The organism is Streptococcus infantis, assembly GCF_047463175.1.
Lineage (GTDB): Bacteria > Bacillota > Bacilli > Lactobacillales > Streptococcaceae > Streptococcus > Streptococcus infantis_AC.
This window is the reverse complement of the sequence record NZ_JASHEJ010000003.1, coordinates 68,992-86,834: the sequence shown is the minus strand read 5'-3', so window position 1 is coordinate 86,834 and position 17,843 is coordinate 68,992. Positions and strand designations below refer to the sequence as shown.

General features: G+C 41.5%; 18 protein-coding genes. 15 read left to right on the top strand and 3 right to left on the bottom strand.

From position 1 onward, the window contains the following. The first annotated feature begins 86 nt into the window (after positions 1 to 86). Both QM859_RS06635 and QM859_RS06630 read left to right on the top strand, forming a co-directional pair. Positions 87 to 461: a CidA/LrgA family protein gene (locus tag QM859_RS06635; protein ID WP_004250774.1), complete on the top strand. Its 375-nt coding sequence runs from the start codon at positions 87 to 89 to the stop codon at positions 459 to 461. Beyond that, a complete protein-coding gene (locus QM859_RS06630) occupies positions 458 to 1,153 on the top strand; it encodes an LrgB family protein (RefSeq protein WP_414262525.1) in 696 nt (231 codons plus the stop codon). Before QM859_RS06635 ends, QM859_RS06630 begins: the two co-directional genes overlap by 4 nt. A 69-nt stretch (positions 1,154 to 1,222) precedes the next feature. On the opposite strand, the gene QM859_RS06625 is transcribed toward QM859_RS06630, so the two are convergent. From QM859_RS06625 to QM859_RS06615, 3 genes are read right to left on the bottom strand one after another with little or no spacing between them, the layout of a single operon-like run. Continuing rightward, positions 1,223 to 1,987, bottom strand: coding sequence for a hypothetical protein (locus tag QM859_RS06625; RefSeq protein WP_314944350.1), 765 nt, complete (start codon positions 1,985 to 1,987; stop codon positions 1,223 to 1,225). A 15-nt stretch (positions 1,988 to 2,002) separates the two neighbouring features. Then, positions 2,003 to 2,698: an ABC transporter ATP-binding protein gene (locus tag QM859_RS06620; RefSeq protein WP_004250779.1), complete on the bottom strand. Its 696-nt coding sequence runs from the start codon at positions 2,696 to 2,698 to the stop codon at positions 2,003 to 2,005. 3 nt (positions 2,699 to 2,701) lie between these two features. Beyond that, positions 2,702 to 3,067: a GntR family transcriptional regulator gene (locus QM859_RS06615; RefSeq protein WP_368910520.1), complete on the bottom strand. Its 366-nt coding sequence runs from the start codon at positions 3,065 to 3,067 to the stop codon at positions 2,702 to 2,704. Between the two features lie 142 nt (positions 3,068 to 3,209). Here QM859_RS06615 and nrdR point away from each other — a divergent pair, with 142 nt between their 5' ends. The 13 genes from nrdR (at position 3,210) to recG (ending at position 17,828) form a co-directional block, all read left to right on the top strand. Then, complete coding sequence (gene nrdR, locus QM859_RS06610; protein ID WP_004250782.1) at positions 3,210 to 3,683, top strand: transcriptional regulator NrdR; 474 nt, start codon at positions 3,210 to 3,212, stop codon at positions 3,681 to 3,683. Then, positions 3,684 to 4,853 (top strand): replication initiation and membrane attachment family protein, encoded by a 1,170-nt coding sequence (locus tag QM859_RS06605; RefSeq protein ID WP_414262523.1) that lies wholly within the window; start codon positions 3,684 to 3,686, stop codon positions 4,851 to 4,853. Beyond that, a complete protein-coding gene (gene dnaI / locus QM859_RS06600; RefSeq protein WP_414262522.1) occupies positions 4,854 to 5,750 on the top strand; it encodes a primosomal protein DnaI in 897 nt (298 codons plus the stop codon). Further along, entirely contained in the window at positions 5,747 to 6,460 is a 714-nt protein-coding gene (locus QM859_RS06595; RefSeq protein ID WP_414262521.1) for an NADPH-dependent oxidoreductase, read from the top strand. Before dnaI ends, QM859_RS06595 begins: the two co-directional genes overlap by 4 nt. Positions 6,461 to 6,473: 13 nt before the next feature. Then, a complete protein-coding gene (gene der / locus QM859_RS06590) occupies positions 6,474 to 7,784 on the top strand; it encodes a ribosome biogenesis GTPase Der (protein WP_004250788.1) in 1,311 nt (436 codons plus the stop codon). Between the two features lie 192 nt (positions 7,785 to 7,976). After that, on the top strand, positions 7,977 to 8,816 hold the full coding sequence (locus QM859_RS06585) for a TPM domain-containing protein (RefSeq protein WP_414262520.1): 840 nt from the start codon (positions 7,977 to 7,979) through the stop codon (positions 8,814 to 8,816). 38 nt (positions 8,817 to 8,854) lie between these two features. After that, the gene (locus QM859_RS06580) at positions 8,855 to 9,448 is read left to right on the top strand and encodes a LemA family protein (RefSeq protein ID WP_368910512.1); all 594 of its coding nucleotides are present in this window, start codon (positions 8,855 to 8,857) and stop codon (positions 9,446 to 9,448) included. A gap of 180 nt (positions 9,449 to 9,628) precedes the next feature. After that, positions 9,629 to 12,142, top strand: coding sequence for a preprotein translocase subunit SecA (gene secA, locus QM859_RS06575; RefSeq protein ID WP_414262519.1), 2,514 nt, complete (start codon positions 9,629 to 9,631; stop codon positions 12,140 to 12,142). 80 nt (positions 12,143 to 12,222) lie between these two features. Beyond that, the gene (locus tag QM859_RS06570) at positions 12,223 to 13,254 is read left to right on the top strand and encodes a 3-deoxy-7-phosphoheptulonate synthase (protein WP_414262719.1); all 1,032 of its coding nucleotides are present in this window, start codon (positions 12,223 to 12,225) and stop codon (positions 13,252 to 13,254) included. Between the two features lies 1 nt (position 13,255). Continuing rightward, positions 13,256 to 14,287, top strand: coding sequence for a 3-deoxy-7-phosphoheptulonate synthase (locus QM859_RS06565; RefSeq protein ID WP_006153034.1), 1,032 nt, complete (start codon positions 13,256 to 13,258; stop codon positions 14,285 to 14,287). Between the two features lie 45 nt (positions 14,288 to 14,332). Beyond that, positions 14,333 to 14,695 carry a holo-ACP synthase gene (gene acpS / locus QM859_RS06560; protein ID WP_247913247.1) on the top strand — a complete coding sequence of 121 codons (363 nt, stop codon included), beginning with the start codon at positions 14,333 to 14,335 and terminating at the stop codon, positions 14,693 to 14,695. Further along, positions 14,685 to 15,788, top strand: a complete 1,104-nt coding sequence (gene alr, locus QM859_RS06555) for an alanine racemase (protein ID WP_414262518.1) — start codon at positions 14,685 to 14,687, stop codon at positions 15,786 to 15,788. Before acpS ends, alr begins: the two co-directional genes overlap by 11 nt. A gap of 24 nt (positions 15,789 to 15,812) precedes the next feature. Beyond that, the gene (gene recG, locus QM859_RS06550; protein ID WP_414262517.1) at positions 15,813 to 17,828 is read left to right on the top strand and encodes an ATP-dependent DNA helicase RecG; all 2,016 of its coding nucleotides are present in this window, start codon (positions 15,813 to 15,815) and stop codon (positions 17,826 to 17,828) included. Positions 17,829 to 17,843: the final 15 nt, after the last annotated feature.

The window sequence follows — 17,843 nt, the reverse complement described above, 5'->3', positions numbered from 1 at the left end:
AAGAAGGATGTTTCTTGTGTATTTCCTTGAAATTTTCTGAAAAAAGAGTAAACTGGTATGCAGAAAGTCTATTTGTGGAGTAAACGATGAAATTATATGTTCAGTTAATGATTCTCTTTGTCATTTCACTGATTGGTGAGGGAATCTCTAGCTTTTTCCATTTGCCTATTCCTGGAAGCATTATCGGTTTGATTATTTTATTTTTAGCCTTGCAGTTCAAGTGGTTGCGGGTACGGCATGTCAACATGGTTGGGAATTTTCTCCTAGCTAATATGACTATTCTATTTTTGCCTCCTGCAGTTGGGATTATGGAGAAATTTGATGTGATTGCTCCTTATTTATTGCCCATTGTCTTGATTGTCTTTTTTGCAGCAGTTATCAATATTATCTTGATTGCGCTTGTAGTTCAGTTTATCAAAAAGCGTTATGAAGGAGATTACGAAGAAAGAGGTGCCAAATGAGCGAATTTGTATCCAATCCACTTTTTGGGATAGCCTTGTCCATTTTGGCTTATCTTGGAGGCATGATTATCTTTAGACGGTACCCTCATCCTCTGACCACTCCCTTGCTGCTAGCAACTTTATTTATCATTGCTTTTCTAAAACTGACTGGTATTTCTTATGTTGCCTATTATCAAGGTGGGGTCTACCTCAATAACTTGATTGTTCCCTCAACAGTAGCTTTAGGAATTCCTCTTTATAAGAGTTTTCACCTCATGAAACACCATGTTAGAAGTATTCTACTCAGTAGTTTCCTTGCTGTTGTTGTAAATACAGTTTTTACAGCTTTAGTTGCAAAATTTTTCGGTATGGATTTCTTCTTGGCGATTTCGCTTTTCCCAAAGTCTGTAACGACGGCCATGGCAGTTGGAATTACGGATAAGCTACAAGGGATAGCGACGATCACCTTGGTAGTTGTGGTAGCAACTGGCATTTTGACTAGCGTTATTGGACCAACACTTTTAAAATGGCTAAAAATTGACGATCCAGTAGCTGCTGGTCTTGCTCTTGGAGGAACTGGTCACGCAGTTGGGACTGGAACAGCCTTTCGCTATGGACCAGTTGCAGGTGCTATGGGAGGACTAGCCATCGGTGTCACCGGTATTCTCTATGTATTTGTAAGTCCCATCGTAGCAGGTTTGATATTGAGTTGAGAAATAAGAATGTTATATTTCTTTGTGTAAAAAGAAGCCCCTAGCTTTATTTGCTAGGGGCTTCATTCATTATTGTAAGTTTACTTTGTTCTTTAATATATAGTAGGTTCCGAGATAAAAGATAGCTATGAAAATGAGTTCTTCAACAATGCTTACGCTTGCTCCCATATAGAAATTATCATTAAATCCTACAAGTGAATTGACATAGAAGTTAGCACTGGTATTGAAGAAGACTTCTATAACTCCAATGACGATTCGGATACCAATGTAGGCTGCAACAGCGAGTGCTGTACGATATTCATTGAAAAGTTGTCCGATGGATATGGCCAAGTAAATGCAGAGGATCCCTGAAATTGTACTAAGCAGGAAGGATAAGACAGTAAGACCAAAGCCTGTAAAATGTTCTCCAACAAATGATAGAAGAGTAGAAAGTTGAACTTCATAAGAATTTGTTGACAGTAGGATAATATAGATACATAGGAGTAAGACAGCAGTGCTAAACATCGACCAGATAAAAGCACCGATTAGTTTGGCTGTGATGATATGGTGTTCAGAAACTGGCAAGGTTAAAGTCAGATAGCCTTGTCGGTCATAGACACTTCCTTTGAATCGTTTAATAATCAAGAAGATAGTTGAAATCACAAGTGTAACCATCAAACTACCAAAGACAGTAGATAGAAAAACAAGTAGAACAGATAGATTTTTTTCAGGTAGTTTGATTAAGGATTGTGTCTGTACCCCGATAAGGGCAGAAAGGATGATCACAGCACCATAGAGGGCTAAATACCACTTGTTAACATTTTTAAATTCATAACGAACTAAATTCCAAAACATAATAATCTCCTTTAACTAGGCTTTGAATTCGTGACGGAAGAGCTGGTCAATTGATTCACCTGACTCGTAACGAATATCATCCACATTTCCTTGACGGACGACTTTTCCGTCCTTGAGGAAAATAATCTCATCCAAGATTGGTTCGATGTCAGAAATCAAGTGAGTTGAAATCAAGACAGTCGAAGTTGGAGAGTAGTTGTTGATGATGGTGTTCAAGATGTAGTCACGAGCTGCGGGATCGACACCACCGATAGGTTCGTCAAGGACGTATAGACGAGCATCACGACTCATGACAAGGATCAACTGAACTTTTTCTTTGTTCCCTTTTGAGAGTTTCTTGAAACGGCTATTCTCGTCGATACCAAGGTCACGAAGAAGACCTTGAGCACGCTCCAGATTGAAATCTTTATAGAAGGTCTTGAAAAAGGTAAGGGCTTCTTTGACCTTCATCTGTTCGTTGAGATAGGTCGTATCAGGTAGATAAGAAACGATAGCCTTAGTTGCTGGGCTTGGTTCCATGCCATTGATGAGGATACGCCCTTGCTCTGGTTGGAGTAAACCGTTGATTAGTTTAATCAGGGTTGTTTTTCCGGAACCGTTTGGGCCGAGGAGACCCACAATCTTCCCTGCTGGAATTTCAAGGGAAACATTTTGAAGAGCAGGGCTTGCTCCATAGAATTTTGAAACATTTTCAAACGTTAACAAGGTCATAGTCTAAACTCCTTCAATATAATCTCTCAAAACAGTTGGTAGTTCTTCTTTTTCATAGCCAAATTCTACCATGCCTGTTACAAATTGCTGCATTTGTTCTTCTGATAGTTGCTTCCGGGATTGGAGGATTAGGTCCAAGTCCTCGGTGACAAAACGACCTGCAGTCCGCTTGGTGTATACAAAGCCTTCTCTTTCTAGATCTGATAGGGCACGTTGGATGGTATTAGGATTGACGCCAGCCTCGTTAGCCAGTTCTCTGACAGTTGGCAGTTGTTGGTTGGGTTCTAGTTTATGGGAAACGATTTGCAGTTTGATCTTATCCATTATCTGCAAATAAATGGGTTTGTTGTTATCAAATGTCCAGGACATCACGGTCTCCTTTCTACAACTTCTTTTTGTGTCACTTAAATAATACAACTAAACAAAAAACTTGTCAAGCTAAAAGGAGAATTATTTTGGGAATTGCTTAAAAAATGGTATAATGAAAAGAAAACGACAAGGAGGGGAAGGCATGCGTTGTCCAAAATGTGGCGCTACTAAATCAAGTGTTATCGATAGCCGTCAGGCTGAAGAAGGAAATACGATTAGAAGAAGACGTGAGTGTGAAGAATGCCAACATCGTTTTACAACCTATGAACGTGTAGAAGAGAGAACGCTGGTTGTGGTCAAGAAGGATGGCACACGGGAGCAGTTCTCCAGAGATAAAATCTTTAACGGGATTATTCGTTCGGCTCAAAAACGTCCGGTGTCTAGTGATGAGATTGGCATGGTAGTCAATCGTATTGAACAAAAACTCCTCAGTCGCAATGATAATGAAATTCAAAGTGAAGATATTGGTTCTCTCGTCATGGAAGAACTGGCTGAACTAGACGAAATTACTTATGTTCGTTTCGCTAGTGTCTATCGTAGTTTTAAAGACGTGAGTGAGCTCGAGAATCTTCTCAAACAAATTACGCAATCTTCAAAGAAGAAAAAGGAAAAATAAATGAAGCCTAATGATCGTTTTTCTTTTCTAAAGAATAATCGGGTGTCGCAAGATCCCACAACTTTGGTGCAGTGCTACCTCCCGATTATCGGTCAGGATGCGCTGAGTCTTTACCTTTACACCCTAGCCTTTTGGGATAATGGGCAAAAGGAACATCTTTTTGCAGCTATCCTCAATCATCTCAATTTTGGGATGGACAGGCTTTTAAAAGCCTTTAAAATCTTATCAGCCTTCAATTTGGTTACCCTCTATCAAAAGGGTGACGGCTATGAACTTGCTATTCATCCAACGCTTTCTAGCTCAGATTTCTTGCGTCATACGGTTTATCGTACCTTATTGGAGAAAAAAATCGGTGAGCCAGTAGTTTCTGATTTGCGCCAAGAGCAGGCAGATGGAGAGCCTTTGACCGTTCCTTTGAGTCAGGCCTTTCCAGAGATAGAAGAATTGGCTAGTCATGATGAGACACCAGTAAAAGCTGATTTTAAAGATGATTTTGATTTGGAGCATTTTCGCCAACTTATGGCGAGAGATAATCTCCGTTTCCAAGATGAACAGTCAGATGTCTTGGAGTTATTTAAAATTGCTGATGAGAAAAAATGGACTTGGTTTGAGACCTATCAATTGGCTAAGGCGGCAGCTGTTTCACAAGTTATTTCTGTCAAGCGTATGCGTGAAAAATTAGCACAAGAGTCTGTTTCATCGGACTTTAGTCCCCAAGAAGCGACCATTATCCGAGAAGCTAAAAGTAAAACGGTCTTGCAATTTTTAGCGGGAATTAAACAAACCCGAAATGCTGGGATTATCCAAGCCGAACGCGATTTATTAAAACAGATGGCGGATTTGGGCTTGCTTGATGAAGTTATCAATGTTATTATCCTCTTGACCTTCAACAAGGTTGATTCGGCCAATCTCAATGAAAAATATGCCATGAAAGTGGCCAATGATTACTCTTATAACAAAGTCAGATCTGCTGAAGAAGCTGTACTTCGAATCAGAGAGAAGAATCAAAAGGGACAAGAGCAAAAAGTGGCTAAGACTAATCAAGCCAAAACCAATGTCCCAAAATGGAGTAATCCAGAATATAAAAATGAAACCAGCGAAGAAACTCGCATGGAGTTAGAACGTAAGAAGAAAGAAATGTTAGCCCGATTAGGAAAAGGAGGAGACTAGATGGAAAGTGTAGGAGATGTGCTTAAGGGGCATCCCAGCCGTTTTCAATACCAGGACTTGGTCCAGCAGATTGTAAAAGATCCAGATGTTGCGGCTTTTATCCAGAAGGAATCCCTCAGTCAAGAGGAATTGAATCGTAGTATCTCTAAGTTTAATCAATACATCACCGAACGTGATAAGTTCCTTCGCGGAGATACCGACTATATTGCTCGAGGTTATAAACCAATTTTAGTCATGAATCATGGTTACGCAGATGTATCCTATGAGGAAACTCCGGAACTAATTGCGGCTGAGAAAGAAGCGGCTATCAAGAACCGTCTCAGACTGATTAATCTTCCAGCCAGTCTTAAAAAAGCTAGTTTGGCTCAAGTTGATTTGGATGATTTGGGACGTTTGCCAGTTTTTGAAAAGCTCTTTACCTTTGTTGAGCAATATCCAGAAGTCCGTAAAGGTCTTTATCTCTATGGAGACTTTGGAGTTGGAAAGAGCTTTATGGTGGCTGCCCTAGCCCATGATTTGTCAGAAAAACGTGGGGTTTCATCAACCCTTCTTCACTATCCTAGCTTTGTTATTGATGTCAAAAATGCTATTGGAGATGGGAGTGTTAAGAATTTGGTGGATGAAATCAAGCAAGCAGAAGTCTTGATTTTGGATGATATTGGCGCCGAGCAATCAACGCCTTGGATTCGTGATGAAGTCTTGCAAGTCGTTCTCCAATATCGTATGCAGGAAGATTTGCCAACCTTCTTTACCTCAAATTTCAATTTTGAAGATTTGGAAAAACATTTTGCTAAAGGCAAGAACGGAAACGATGAAACATGGGAAGCTAGACGCGTTATGGAGCGTATCCGTTATTTAGCAGAAGAAACACAACTAGAAGGAGAAAATCGCCGATGAGTGAAACAATCACCTTAATGAAATCTCATACCTCGGTTCGCAGATTTAAAGAAGAAGCGATCCCTCAAGAGGACTTGAATGAGATTTTATCAGCTGCCCAAATGGCTTCTTCTTGGAAAAATTTCCAATCTTATTCTGTGATTCTAGTCAGAAGTCAAGAAAAGAAAGATGCTCTTTTTGAGCTGGTTCCTCAGGAAGCGATTCGTCAGTCTGCCGCCTTCCTCCTCTTTGTAGGAGATTTAAACCGTGCAGAAAAAGGGGCTCGTCTCCATACCGATACTTTCCAACCTAAAGGGGTGGAAGGACTCCTCATTACTTCAGTAGATGCAGCCTTGGCTGGACAGAATACCTTGCTTGCGGCAGAAAGCCTTGGCTATGGTGGAGTAATCATCGGTTTGGTGCGTTACAAATCTGTTGAGTTAGCAGAATTGTTCAACCTTCCTGACTATACCTACCCAGTTTTTGGGATTGCACTCGGTGTGCCGAACCAAAAACATGATGTAAAACCAAGATTGCCACTAGAGAATGTTGTTTTTGAGGAAGAATATCAAGAACAAACAGCTGAGGCTATTGAAGCCTATGACCGTGTGCAGACCGAATATGCAGGAGCTCGTGCGACTACCACTTGGAGTCAACGTCTTGCAGAGCAATTCGGTCAGCCTGAACCAAGCTCAACTAGAGAAAATCTTGAACAAAAGAACTTATTGTAGAAAGTGAGAAAACATGGCCTTACCAACTGTTGCCATCGTAGGACGTCCCAATGTTGGGAAATCAACTCTGTTTAACCGTATTGCAGGGGAACGCATCTCAATCGTAGAAGATGTCGAAGGAGTGACACGGGACCGTATCTATGCTACTGGTGAATGGCTTAACCGTTCTTTCAGTATGATTGATACTGGAGGGATTGATGATGTTGATGCTCCGTTTATGGAACAAATCAAGCACCAGGCAGAGATTGCCATGGAAGAAGCTGATGTCATCGTTTTTGTAGTTTCCGGAAAAGAAGGCATCACAGATGCTGACGAATACGTAGCACGTAAACTATATAAAACTCATAAACCTGTTATCCTCGCTGTCAACAAGGTTGATAATCCAGAGATGCGAAATGATATCTATGATTTCTATGCTCTTGGATTGGGTGAACCATTGCCAATTTCATCTGTGCACGGGATTGGTACAGGGGATGTATTAGATGCCATCGTCGAAAATCTTCCACATGAAGTCGAAGATGAAAATCCAGATGTCATTAAATTCAGCTTGATTGGTCGCCCGAATGTCGGAAAATCTAGCTTGATCAATGCTATTTTGGGAGAAGACCGCGTGATTGCCAGTCCTGTTGCTGGTACAACTCGTGATGCCATTGATACACATTTTACAGATGCGGATGGCCAAGAGTTTACCATGATTGATACGGCTGGTATGCGTAAGTCTGGTAAAGTCTATGAAAACACAGAGAAATACTCAGTCATGCGTGCCATGCGTGCTATTGACCGTTCAGATGTAGTCTTGATGGTCCTCAATGCCGAAGAAGGTATCCGTGAGTACGACAAGCGTATCGCAGGATTTGCCCACGAAGCTGGTAAAGGGATGATTATCGTGGTCAATAAGTGGGATACCCTTGAAAAAGACAACCACACTATGAAAAACTGGGAAGAAGATATCCGTGAGCAGTTCCAATACTTGCCTTACGCACCGATTATCTTTGTTTCGGCCTTGACCAAGCAACGTCTCCACAAATTGCCTGAGATGATTAAACAAATCAGCGAAAGTCAAAATACCCGTATCCCATCAGCAGTCTTGAATGATGTCATTATGGATGCTATCGCCATCAACCCAACACCGACAGACAAAGGGAAACGTCTCAAGATCTTCTATGCGACTCAAGTGGCAACCAAACCACCGACCTTTGTGATTTTTGTCAACGAAGAAGAGCTTATGCACTTCTCTTACTTGCGTTTCTTAGAAAATCAAATCCGCAAGGCCTTCGTCTTTGAAGGAACGCCAATCCATCTGATCGCAAGAAAACGGAAATAAAATGATAAAAAGAAGAAGGTTAACAGACCTTCTTTTTTGTAGATGATACCAAGAGCGTAGATCTAAATCTGTCATCAAATTAACATCATTTTCCTAGTCCTTGTCACGGTTTTGTAATGGAAACGTACTTTCTTTGTAAGATTCAAAATGCTATAATGCTCTAAACAATTTTCCTTGCATAAGGAGGTTATTATGAAAAAAGATAGATTGTTAAAGAATCCTTTCTTGGTGCGTCTACTTGGATTGCTAATGGCATTTTTCTTCCTATCAGCATTCACTGCACCTGAAAAACCAGACTATGGTATCTATGACCCAAATCATTATTTGACAGAGGAAGTAGTTACTCAGATTCGTGATTTGAATGAATCCAATAGTCAAAAGGCAGAAAAGCTCCAAATAGGTGTCTATATCGTAGATAGTCTGGAAGGAGAAAGCATTGAAACGGTGGCTAATGAAACTGCCAGGGCTTGGAAGATTGGCTATTCAGGAGATAATTTTGGAAGTCTCATTGTAGTAGCCGTTCAAGATCGTAAATCACGAATTGAAACCAGTAATAACACCGCCATTAGAATAACGGACTATCAAACCAAGCAAATCTTGGCAGCCAGCCGTATAGATTTTAAAAATGGGGATTATAGTAAAGGAATTCTAGCGATTGCCAAAGGCTTGGATAATCAATTTTATAAAGGAACTGGAACTTTTCCGTCTGATGAATCCTCTAAAATCAAACGTTATTCTGAAAACATCAGTGGAAAAAAATCGAGTCGCAATAGTAGCTCGTCTAGTCATCGTAAGAACAGTGACCCTATGGACAATGTGTTCGGAGTCGGGATAATCATTTATTTCATTATCGTATTTATAGCCATTATTAGAGGAGGTGGCGGTGGCCGAGGAGGAGATTCCTCTGACGGAGGATGGTGGTTTAGTGACTCATCTGACTCAGGTTCATCTTGGTCCGACTCAGGATCTGACTCCTCTAGTAGCTGGGACGGTGGTGGCTTCGATGGCGGTGGATCATCCGATGATTGGTAATGTTCGTGTGAAAATTAAGAAAATAAGTAGGTTTAGATATGAAAAATAAAGGAATTATTTATGTGTTGGGCATTTTGCTGGCTATTATCTTGCTTGGCGGTTGCTCTGTAGTAGGCACTTATAATGGTCTTGTCTCTGAACAAACCAAGGTCGAACAAGCGCAAGCTGATGTAGCGACAGCTCTTCAACGTCGTTCTGACTTGATTGGAAATTTGGTAGAGTCTGTAAAAGGCCAGATGAACCATGAGACAGAGGTTTTTACCAAGATTGCGGAAGCTCGTGCTAAAATTGGGAATGGCTCCGTAACTTCAAAAGAAAATCAAGAGGCTCAAGGAGAGTTGAGTTCAGCTATTTCACGTTTGATATCGCTAACAGAAAATTATCCAGAACTCAAGAGCAATCAAAATGTGGAACAACTGATGACGGAATTGGCTGGAAGTGAAAATCGAATCTTTGTAGCCCGCAAGGATTACAACAAAGTGGCAACAGAATACAATCAAAAATTAAGAAGTTTCCCAACAGTTCTTTTCGCTAATATGCTGAACTTTAAAGAGGCAGAAACCTTTAAAGAAAGCGAAGAAGCTAAGACAGCTCCAAAGGTTGACTTTGGTAATTCTACAACCAAAGAATAGGCTTGAAATTTCTAAAAGAAAATCAATGATTAGCAATAGTTTGAACATTTACAAAAAAAAGGCTCTAAATGAGCCTTTTTTAGCTTGTATAAACACGGATTCTTTCTTGAAAAAATTTAGCGAATATGCTACAATAAAAAGAACATTCTAAAATATTCAGAATTTAAAGTAAGGAAAAAAATGGCAAATTTATTAAAAACAATCATCGAAAATGATAAAGGGGAACTTCGTCGCTTAGAAAAGATGGCTGATAAAGTCCTCAAATACGAAGATGAAATGGCTGCTTTGACAGACGAGCAGTTGCAAGCTAAGACAGAAGAATTTAAGCAACGTTATCAAAATGGTGAAACCCTTGATCAACTCTTGTACGAAGCCTTTGCGGTTGTACGTGAGGGAGCTAAGCGTGTTCTTGGACTTTTCCCATACAAGGTTCAGGTTATGGGTGGTATCGTTCTTCACCACGGTGACGTTCCAGAAATGCGTACAGGTGAAGGGAAAACCTTGACAGCGACAATGCCGGTATACCTTAATGCCCTTGCAGGAAAAGGTGTCCACGTAGTTACCGTCAACGAATACCTTACAGAACGTGACGCGACTGAAATGGGTGAGTTGTACTCATGGCTTGGTTTGTCAGTAGGGATCAACTTGGCTGCAAAATCTCCAATGGAGAAAAAAGAAGCTTATCTCTGTGATATTACATACTCTACGAACTCAGAAATTGGTTTCGACTATCTTCGTGACAACATGGTTGTACGTGCAGAGAACATGGTTCAACGCCCACTTAACTATGCCTTGGTCGATGAGGTTGACTCTATCTTGATCGACGAAGCTCGTACACCATTGATCGTTTCAGGAGCTAATGCAGTTGAAACAAGCCAACTTTACCATATGGCTGACCACTTTGTGAAGTCTTTGGATAAAGATGACTACATCATTGATATTCAGTCTAAGACAATCGGTTTGTCTGATTCAGGTATTGACAAGGCTGAAAGCTTCTTCAAACTAGAAAATCTTTATGATATCGAAAATGTGGCTTTGACTCACTTTATCGACAACGCCCTTCGCGCCAACTACATCATGATTCTTGATATTGACTATGTGGTTAGCGAAGAACAAGAAATCTTGATTGTCGACCAATTTACAGGTCGTACCATGGAAGGTCGTCGTTACTCTGATGGCTTGCACCAAGCGATTGAAGCTAAAGAAGGTGTGCCAATCCAAGATGAAACCAAGACATCAGCATCGATTACCTACCAAAACCTTTTCCGTATGTATAAAAAATTGGCAGGTATGACAGGTACTGGTAAAACAGAAGAAGAAGAATTCCGCGAAATCTACAATATTCGTGTTATTCCAATTCCTACTAACCGTCCGATCCAACGTATCGACCATTCAGACCTTCTTTACGCTAGTCTCGATGCAAAATTCAAGGCTGTAGTAGAAGATGTTAAGGCGCGTTACCAAAAAGGTCAGCCAGTCTTGGTAGGTACTGTTGCCGTTGAAACCAGTGATTTTCTTTCTAAGAAATTGGTTGAAGCAGGTGTACCTCACGAAGTATTGAATGCTAAAAACCACTATAGAGAAGCGCAAATCATCATGAACGCTGGTCAACGTGGTGCGATCACTATCGCAACCAACATGGCCGGTCGTGGTACCGATATTAAGCTTGGTGAAGGTGTTCGTGAGCTTGGTGGACTTTGTGTCATCGGTACAGAGCGTCACGAGAGTCGTCGTATCGACAACCAGCTTCGTGGACGTTCAGGTCGTCAAGGTGACCCAGGTGAATCACAATTCTACTTGTCACTCGAAGATGATTTGATGAAACGTTTCGGTTCAGAACGCTTGAAGGGTGTCTTTGAACGTCTCAATATGTCTGATGAAGCCATTGAATCTCGTATGTTGACACGTCAGGTCGAAGCAGCACAAAAACGTGTTGAAGGGAATAACTACGATACTCGTAAACAAGTCCTTCAATATGACGATGTTATGCGTGAACAACGTGAGATTATCTACGCGCAACGTTATGATGTCATCACTGCAGATCGTGACTTGGCTCCTGAAATTCACGCTATGATTCGCCGTACGATTGGACGTATTGTAGATGGCCATGCTCGTTCTAAACAAGATGAAAAACTTGAAGCAATCTTGAACTTTGCCAAGTACAACTTGCTTCCAGAAGATTCGATTTCACTTTCAGACCTAGAAGGTTTGTCAGACCAAGCTATCAAGGATGAACTATACCAACGTGCATTGAAAGTCTACGATAGCCAAGTTGCTAAACTTCGTGACGAAGAAGCTGTGAAAGAATTCCAAAAAGTATTGATTCTACGTGTTGTAGATAACAAGTGGACTGACCATATCGATGCCCTTGATCAGTTGAGAAATGCAGTAGGTCTTCGTGGTTATGCCCAAAACAACCCTGTTGTGGAATATCAAGCGGAAGGCTTCCGTATGTTTAATGATATGATTGGTTCGATTGAGTTTGATGTGACTCGCTTGATGATGAAAGCACAAATTCATGAACAAGAACGACCACAAACGGAGCATCATATCAGTACAACAGCAACTCGAAATATTGCTGCGCAACAGACAAATCTTCCAGCTGATTTGGACCTAAGTCAAGTAAAACGCAATGACTTGTGCCCATGTGGTTCTGGTAAAAAATTTAAAAACTGTCACGGTAAACGACGTTAATATTGACTAATTTTCAGGCGGATGCCTAGTGAAAACTGAATTTTCGCTTGGCGTCCGTTTGCTTTATAAGGAGATGAATGATGGTATTTACAGCAAAAAGCCCTAAAATTAATATTGAAGAAGTTCGTAGTTTGTCTAAACTAGAAGGACAAGTACTTACAAACAAACTCCAACGTGATCAAGAGCTTGAAGCAATTATTCGTGGGGAAGACCAACGTATTTTGTTGGTAATCGGTCCTTGTTCATCTGACAATGAAGAAGCAGTTCTCGAATATGCTAAGCGTTTGGCAAAACTTCAGGAAGAAGTCAAAGACCGTGTCTTTATGGTCATGCGTGTCTATACTGCTAAACCACGTACTAATGGTGACGGCTATAAGGGCTTGATTCACCAACCAAACGCCAAAGAAGCACCTAGCCTCATCAATGGGATCAAGGCAGTCCGCCACCTGCACTACCGTGTTATTTCTGAAACAGGTATGACAACAGCAGATGAGATGTTATATCCAGAAAACCTTCCTTTGGTAGATGACTTGATTTCTTACATGGCAGTTGGAGCCCGTTCAGTTGAAGACCAACAACACCGTTTTGTAGCCAGTGGAGCAGATTTCCCAACAGGTTTTAAAAATCCAACATCAGGAAATCTCAATGTGATGTTTAACGGTATTTATGCAGCTCAAAACAAGCAGAGTTTTCTTTTCCTAGGGAAAGAAGTCGAAACTACTGGAAATCCTCTATCGCACGCTATTCTCCGTGGAGCTCTTAACGAGTACGGGAAAAACATTCCTAACTACTACTACGATAATTTGATGGATACTATTGCTCAGTACGAAAAGATGGGACTTGAGAATCCATTCATTATTATTGATACCAACCATGATAACTCAGGGAAACAGTATATGGAGCAGATTCGTATCGTTCGCCAGACTTTAATTAACCGTGATTGGAATGAAAAGATTAAAAAATATGTTCGTGGTTTCATGATTGAGTCATATCTAGAAGATGGTCGTCAAAATGAACCAGAGGTCTTTGGAAAATCTATCACCGATCCATGTCTAGGATGGGAAAATACGGAAGCTCTTGTTCGCGAAATCTACCAAAGACTAGGAGAATAATATGGCATTTATCGAGAAAGGTCAAGAAATCGATATTGAAGCGATTAAGGCGGAAACACGGCTATCTGCAGAAACCTTGCAACATAAGGAAAATCGTGATCAAGAATTAGCAGATATCCTTTCAGGTAAGGATGATCGTATCCTTTTGGTCATTGGGCCTTGTTCGTCTGATAACGAAGAAGCAGTCCTAGAGTATGCCCGTCGTTTGGCAGACTTGCAGAAAAAAGTGGCAGATAAGATTTTCATGGTTATGCGTGTTTACACGGCCAAACCACGTACCAATGGAGATGGTTACAAGGGATTGGTTCATCAGCCAGATACTTCTAAAGCTCCAAGCTTGATTAATGGTTTGCAGGCTGTTCGTCAGCTTCATTATCGGGTAATTACAGAAACAGGATTGACTACAGCAGATGAAATGCTTTATCCAGCCAATCTTGTCTTGGTTGATGATTTGGTGAGTTATCATGCAGTGGGTGCGCGTTCAGTAGAAGACCAAGAACACCGTTTTGTAGCTTCAGGAATCGATGCACCAGTGGGAATGAAGAATCCAACATCTGGAAACCTATCTGTGATGTTTAATGCCATCTATGCTGCACAAAACAAACAAACCTTTCTTTTCCATGGTCAAGAAGTTGAAACTTCAGGAAATCCCTTGGCTCACGTCATCCTTCGTGGAGCTATGAATGAATACGGGAAAAATGAACCTAACTTCTACTATGAAACTCTTCTAGATGCTATTGGGCGTTACGAGTCTATGGGGCTAGAAAATCCCTTTATCATGATTGATACCAATCATGATAATTCAGGGAAACAGTATATGGAGCAAGTTCGAATTGTTCGCCAAACTCTTCTCAACCGTGCCTGGAATGAAAAGATTAAGAAGACAATTCGAGGCTTCATGATCGAGTCTTACTTAGCAGATGGGCGCCAAAACCAGCCAGAAATCTTTGGACGTTCCATTACAGACCCATGTTTGGGCTGGGAAAACACAGTAGCTTTAGTAGAAGAAATCTATTCTACCTTAACAAAATAAGTGAAAAGGATGGAGTTGGGGGAACCTCAACTCCTTTTGATGAAAATGATAGTTGGACACGGAATCGATATCGAAGAATTAGCATCAATACAAAATGCAGTTGAAAAAAGGGAAGGTTTTGCGCAGCGTGTCTTGACAGACAAGGAAATGGAGCGCTTTGCCAGTCTAAAAGGTCGCAGACAGGTCGAGTATTTGGCTGGTCGTTGGTCAGCTAAAGAGGCTTTCTCAAAGGCTATGGGAACGGGAATTGGGAAGCTAGGCTTTCAGGATTTGGAAGTCTTGAACAATGAGAAGGGAGCTCCCTACTTCAGCAAATCCCCGTTTTCAGGAAATGTTTGGTTATCGATTAGCCATACAGAACAGTTTGTGACAGCTAGTGTCATTTTGGAGGAAAATCATGAAAACTAGTCCACATAGACCAACCAAGGCACTCATTGACCTAAGTGCTATCCGCTACAATATCCAACAAATGGGAGAACACATTCCTAAAGATACCCTCAAATGGGCAGTTGTGAAAGCCAATGCCTATGGACATGGAGCGATAGCTGTTGCTAAGGCTATCCAGGATGATGTCGATGGCTTTTGCGTTTCGAATATTGATGAAGCCATCGAGCTTCGTCAGGCAGGAATTTCTAAGAAGATTCTTATTCTAGGAGTATCTGAGGTTGAATCTTTTTCATTGGCTAAGGACTTTGATATTAGCTTGACGGTGGCAGGGTTGGAATGGATCCAGAAACTCATAGCGACAGAGTCAGACTTGTCAGGATTAACTGTTCACCTTAAAATTGATTCAGGTATGGGGCGAATTGGTTTTAGAAGTGCAAGCGAGGCAGCAAAAGCTCAAGCTTTACTCAAGGAACATGGAGCCAATGTTGAGGGAATCTTTACCCACTTTGCAACTGCAGATGAAGAGTCAGACAGCTACTTTAGCCAACAGTTGGAATGTTTCAAGGAAATAATCGCAGGCTTGCAAGAAGTCCCTGAACTAGTCCATGCGAGTAACTCCGCAACTACTTTATGGCATGCGGAGACGATTTTTAATGCTGTTCGCATGGGGGATTCTATGTATGGTCTCAATCCAAGTGGACAAGTTTTGGAATTGCCTTATGAACTAAAACCAGCCCTGTCTTTGGAAACAGCCATCGTTCATGTTAAAACAGTCCCAGCTGGGGCTTGTATGGGCTACGGAGCGACCTATCAGGCAGATAGTGAGCAAGTCATTGCTACCTTGCCAATCGGTTATGCGGATGGTTGGACACGAGATATGCAGAATTTCTCAGTGCTGGTGGATGGACAATTGTGCCCCATTGTAGGGCGTGTATCCATGGACCAAATCACCATTCGCTTACCTAAGCTTTACCCATTGGGTACCAAGGTAACTTTGATTGGCTCAGACGGTGATAAGGAGATTACTGCAACAGATGTAGCAGTCTACCGAGGGACTATTAATTATGAGGTGGTTTGTCTCCTCAGTGATCGAGTTCCGAGAGAATATTATTAAGAAACAGTAGGAAAGGAGTAGAGCATGAATTTACATCAACCCTTGCATGTCTTACCAGGAGTAGGACCTAAATCAGCAGAGAAATATGCAAAACTAGGAATTGAAAACTTGCAAGATCTCTTGCTCTACTTCCCTTTCCGTTATGAAGATTTTAAGACTAAGCAGGTGCTAGAGCTAGAAGACGGTGAAAAGGCTGTTTTATCTGGTCAGGTAGTGACTCCTGCCAGTGTTCAATATTATGGTTTTAAGCGTAATCGCCTACGTTTTAGCCTCAAGCAGGGAGAGATTGTTTTTGCAGTTAATTTCTTCAACCAACCCTACCTAGCTGACAAGATTGAACTAGGAGCAACCTTGGCTGTCTTTGGCAAGTGGGATCGTGCCAAGGCAAGCCTCACAGGAATGAAGGTTTTAGCCCAAGTGGAGGATGATCTCCAACCTGTCTATCGTCTCGCACAAGGAGTTAGTCAAGCAGGCCTTGTTAAAGTCATTAAAACCGCCTTTGACCAGGGTCTAGATCTCTTGATAGAGGAAAATATCCCTCAGTCCTTGCTCGATAAATACAAACTCATGTCTCGCTGTCAGGCTGTTCGTGCCATGCATTTTCCTAAGGATTTAGCTGAATACAAACAGGCTCTTCGTCGAATCAAATTTGAGGAGCTCTTTTATTTCCAAATGCAATTACAGACCCTCAAGTCCGAAAATAAGATTCATGGAAGTGGATTGGTCCTGAATTGGTCCCAGGAAAAACTAAATGCCGTTAAAGAGAAATTGCCTTTTGCCTTAACCCAAGCCCAAGAAAAAAGCCTACAAGAAATTCTAACAGATATGAAGTCGGACCATCACATGAATCGACTCTTACAAGGAGATGTTGGTAGTGGGAAGACAGTGGTTGCGGGTCTAGCGATGTACGCGGCTGTAACGGCTGGTTATCAGGCAGCTCTAATGGTTCCGACAGAGATCCTTGCAGAGCAGCATTTTGAAAGTTTAGAGAGTCTCTTTCCAGATTTGAAACTAGCCCTCCTAACAGGTTCACTAAAAGCTGCAGAAAAACGCACGGTTTTGGAAACCATTGCCAAGGGGGAAGCCGATGTGATTATCGGAACCCATGCTCTTATACAAGACGGCGTGGACTATGCCCGACTCGGCTTGATTATCATCGATGAGCAACACCGCTTTGGTGTAGGGCAAAGGCGTATTTTACGGGAAAAAGGTGAAAATCCAGATGTCCTCATGATGACGGCAACTCCCATACCACGGACCTTAGCCATCACAGCCTTTGGAGATATGGATGTTTCCATTATTGACCAGATGCCAGCTGGACGTAAACCAATTGTGACACGTTGGATTAAGCATGAACAACTGCCACAGGTTTTGACTTGGTTGGAGGGTGAGATTCAAAAAGGTTCTCAAGCCTATGTTATCTCTCCTTTAATTGAAGAATCTGAAGCCTTGGATTTGAAAAATGCCATTGCACTCTCAGAAGAGTTGACGACTCATTTTGCAGGGAAAGCAAAAGTTGCCCTCTTACATGGAAAGATGAAGAGTGATGAAAAAGACCAGATTATGCAGGAATTCAAAGAGAGAAAGACAGATATCTTGGTCTCTACAACGGTTATCGAGGTTGGGGTCAATGTTCCAAATGCAACAGTCATGATTATCATGGATGCCGATCGCTTTGGACTTAGTCAACTTCATCAACTTAGAGGTCGTGTCGGTCGTGGAGAAAAGCAGTCCTACGCAGTTCTCGTTGCCAATCCTAAAACTGATTCTGGGAAAGACCGCATGCGTATCATGACAGAAACGACCAATGGTTTTGTCCTTGCGGAGGAAGATTTGAAAATGCGAGGCTCTGGAGAAATCTTTGGGACCAAACAGTCGGGTCTACCAGAGTTTCATGTAGCTGATATCATCGAAGACTTCCCAATCCTTGAGGAAGCTCGTAAGGTTGCTAGCTATATCAGTTCCCTCCCTAACTGGCGAGAGGATCCAGAATGGCATATAATAGCTCTAAATCTACAAAAGAAAGAACATTTGGATTAAGTGTTTTCTAAGAAA

Bases quoted from the DNA above. Each gene is read 5' to 3' on its own strand.
- QM859_RS06635 (WP_004250774.1), top strand. From the start codon at position 87: ATGAAATTATATGTTCAGTTAATGATTCTCTTTGTCATTTCACTGATT.
- QM859_RS06630 (WP_414262525.1), top strand. From the start codon at position 458: ATGAGCGAATTTGTATCCAATCCACTTTTTGGGATAGCCTTGTCCATT.
- QM859_RS06625 (WP_314944350.1), bottom strand. From the start codon at position 1,987: ATGTTTTGGAATTTAGTTCGTTATGAATTTAAAAATGTTAACAAGTGG.
- QM859_RS06620 (WP_004250779.1), bottom strand. From the start codon at position 2,698: ATGACCTTGTTAACGTTTGAAAATGTTTCAAAATTCTATGGAGCAAGC.
- QM859_RS06615 (WP_368910520.1), bottom strand. From the start codon at position 3,067: ATGTCCTGGACATTTGATAACAACAAACCCATTTATTTGCAGATAATG.
- nrdR (WP_004250782.1), top strand. From the start codon at position 3,210: ATGCGTTGTCCAAAATGTGGCGCTACTAAATCAAGTGTTATCGATAGC.
- QM859_RS06605 (WP_414262523.1), top strand. From the start codon at position 3,684: ATGAAGCCTAATGATCGTTTTTCTTTTCTAAAGAATAATCGGGTGTCG.
- dnaI (WP_414262522.1), top strand. From the start codon at position 4,854: ATGGAAAGTGTAGGAGATGTGCTTAAGGGGCATCCCAGCCGTTTTCAA.
- QM859_RS06595 (WP_414262521.1), top strand. From the start codon at position 5,747: ATGAGTGAAACAATCACCTTAATGAAATCTCATACCTCGGTTCGCAGA.
- der (WP_004250788.1), top strand. From the start codon at position 6,474: ATGGCCTTACCAACTGTTGCCATCGTAGGACGTCCCAATGTTGGGAAA.
- QM859_RS06585 (WP_414262520.1), top strand. From the start codon at position 7,977: ATGAAAAAAGATAGATTGTTAAAGAATCCTTTCTTGGTGCGTCTACTT.
- QM859_RS06580 (WP_368910512.1), top strand. From the start codon at position 8,855: ATGAAAAATAAAGGAATTATTTATGTGTTGGGCATTTTGCTGGCTATT.
- secA (WP_414262519.1), top strand. From the start codon at position 9,629: ATGGCAAATTTATTAAAAACAATCATCGAAAATGATAAAGGGGAACTT.
- QM859_RS06570 (WP_414262719.1), top strand. From the start codon at position 12,223: ATGGTATTTACAGCAAAAAGCCCTAAAATTAATATTGAAGAAGTTCGT.
- QM859_RS06565 (WP_006153034.1), top strand. From the start codon at position 13,256: ATGGCATTTATCGAGAAAGGTCAAGAAATCGATATTGAAGCGATTAAG.
- acpS (WP_247913247.1), top strand. From the start codon at position 14,333: ATGATAGTTGGACACGGAATCGATATCGAAGAATTAGCATCAATACAA.
- alr (WP_414262518.1), top strand. From the start codon at position 14,685: ATGAAAACTAGTCCACATAGACCAACCAAGGCACTCATTGACCTAAGT.
- recG (WP_414262517.1), top strand. From the start codon at position 15,813: ATGAATTTACATCAACCCTTGCATGTCTTACCAGGAGTAGGACCTAAA.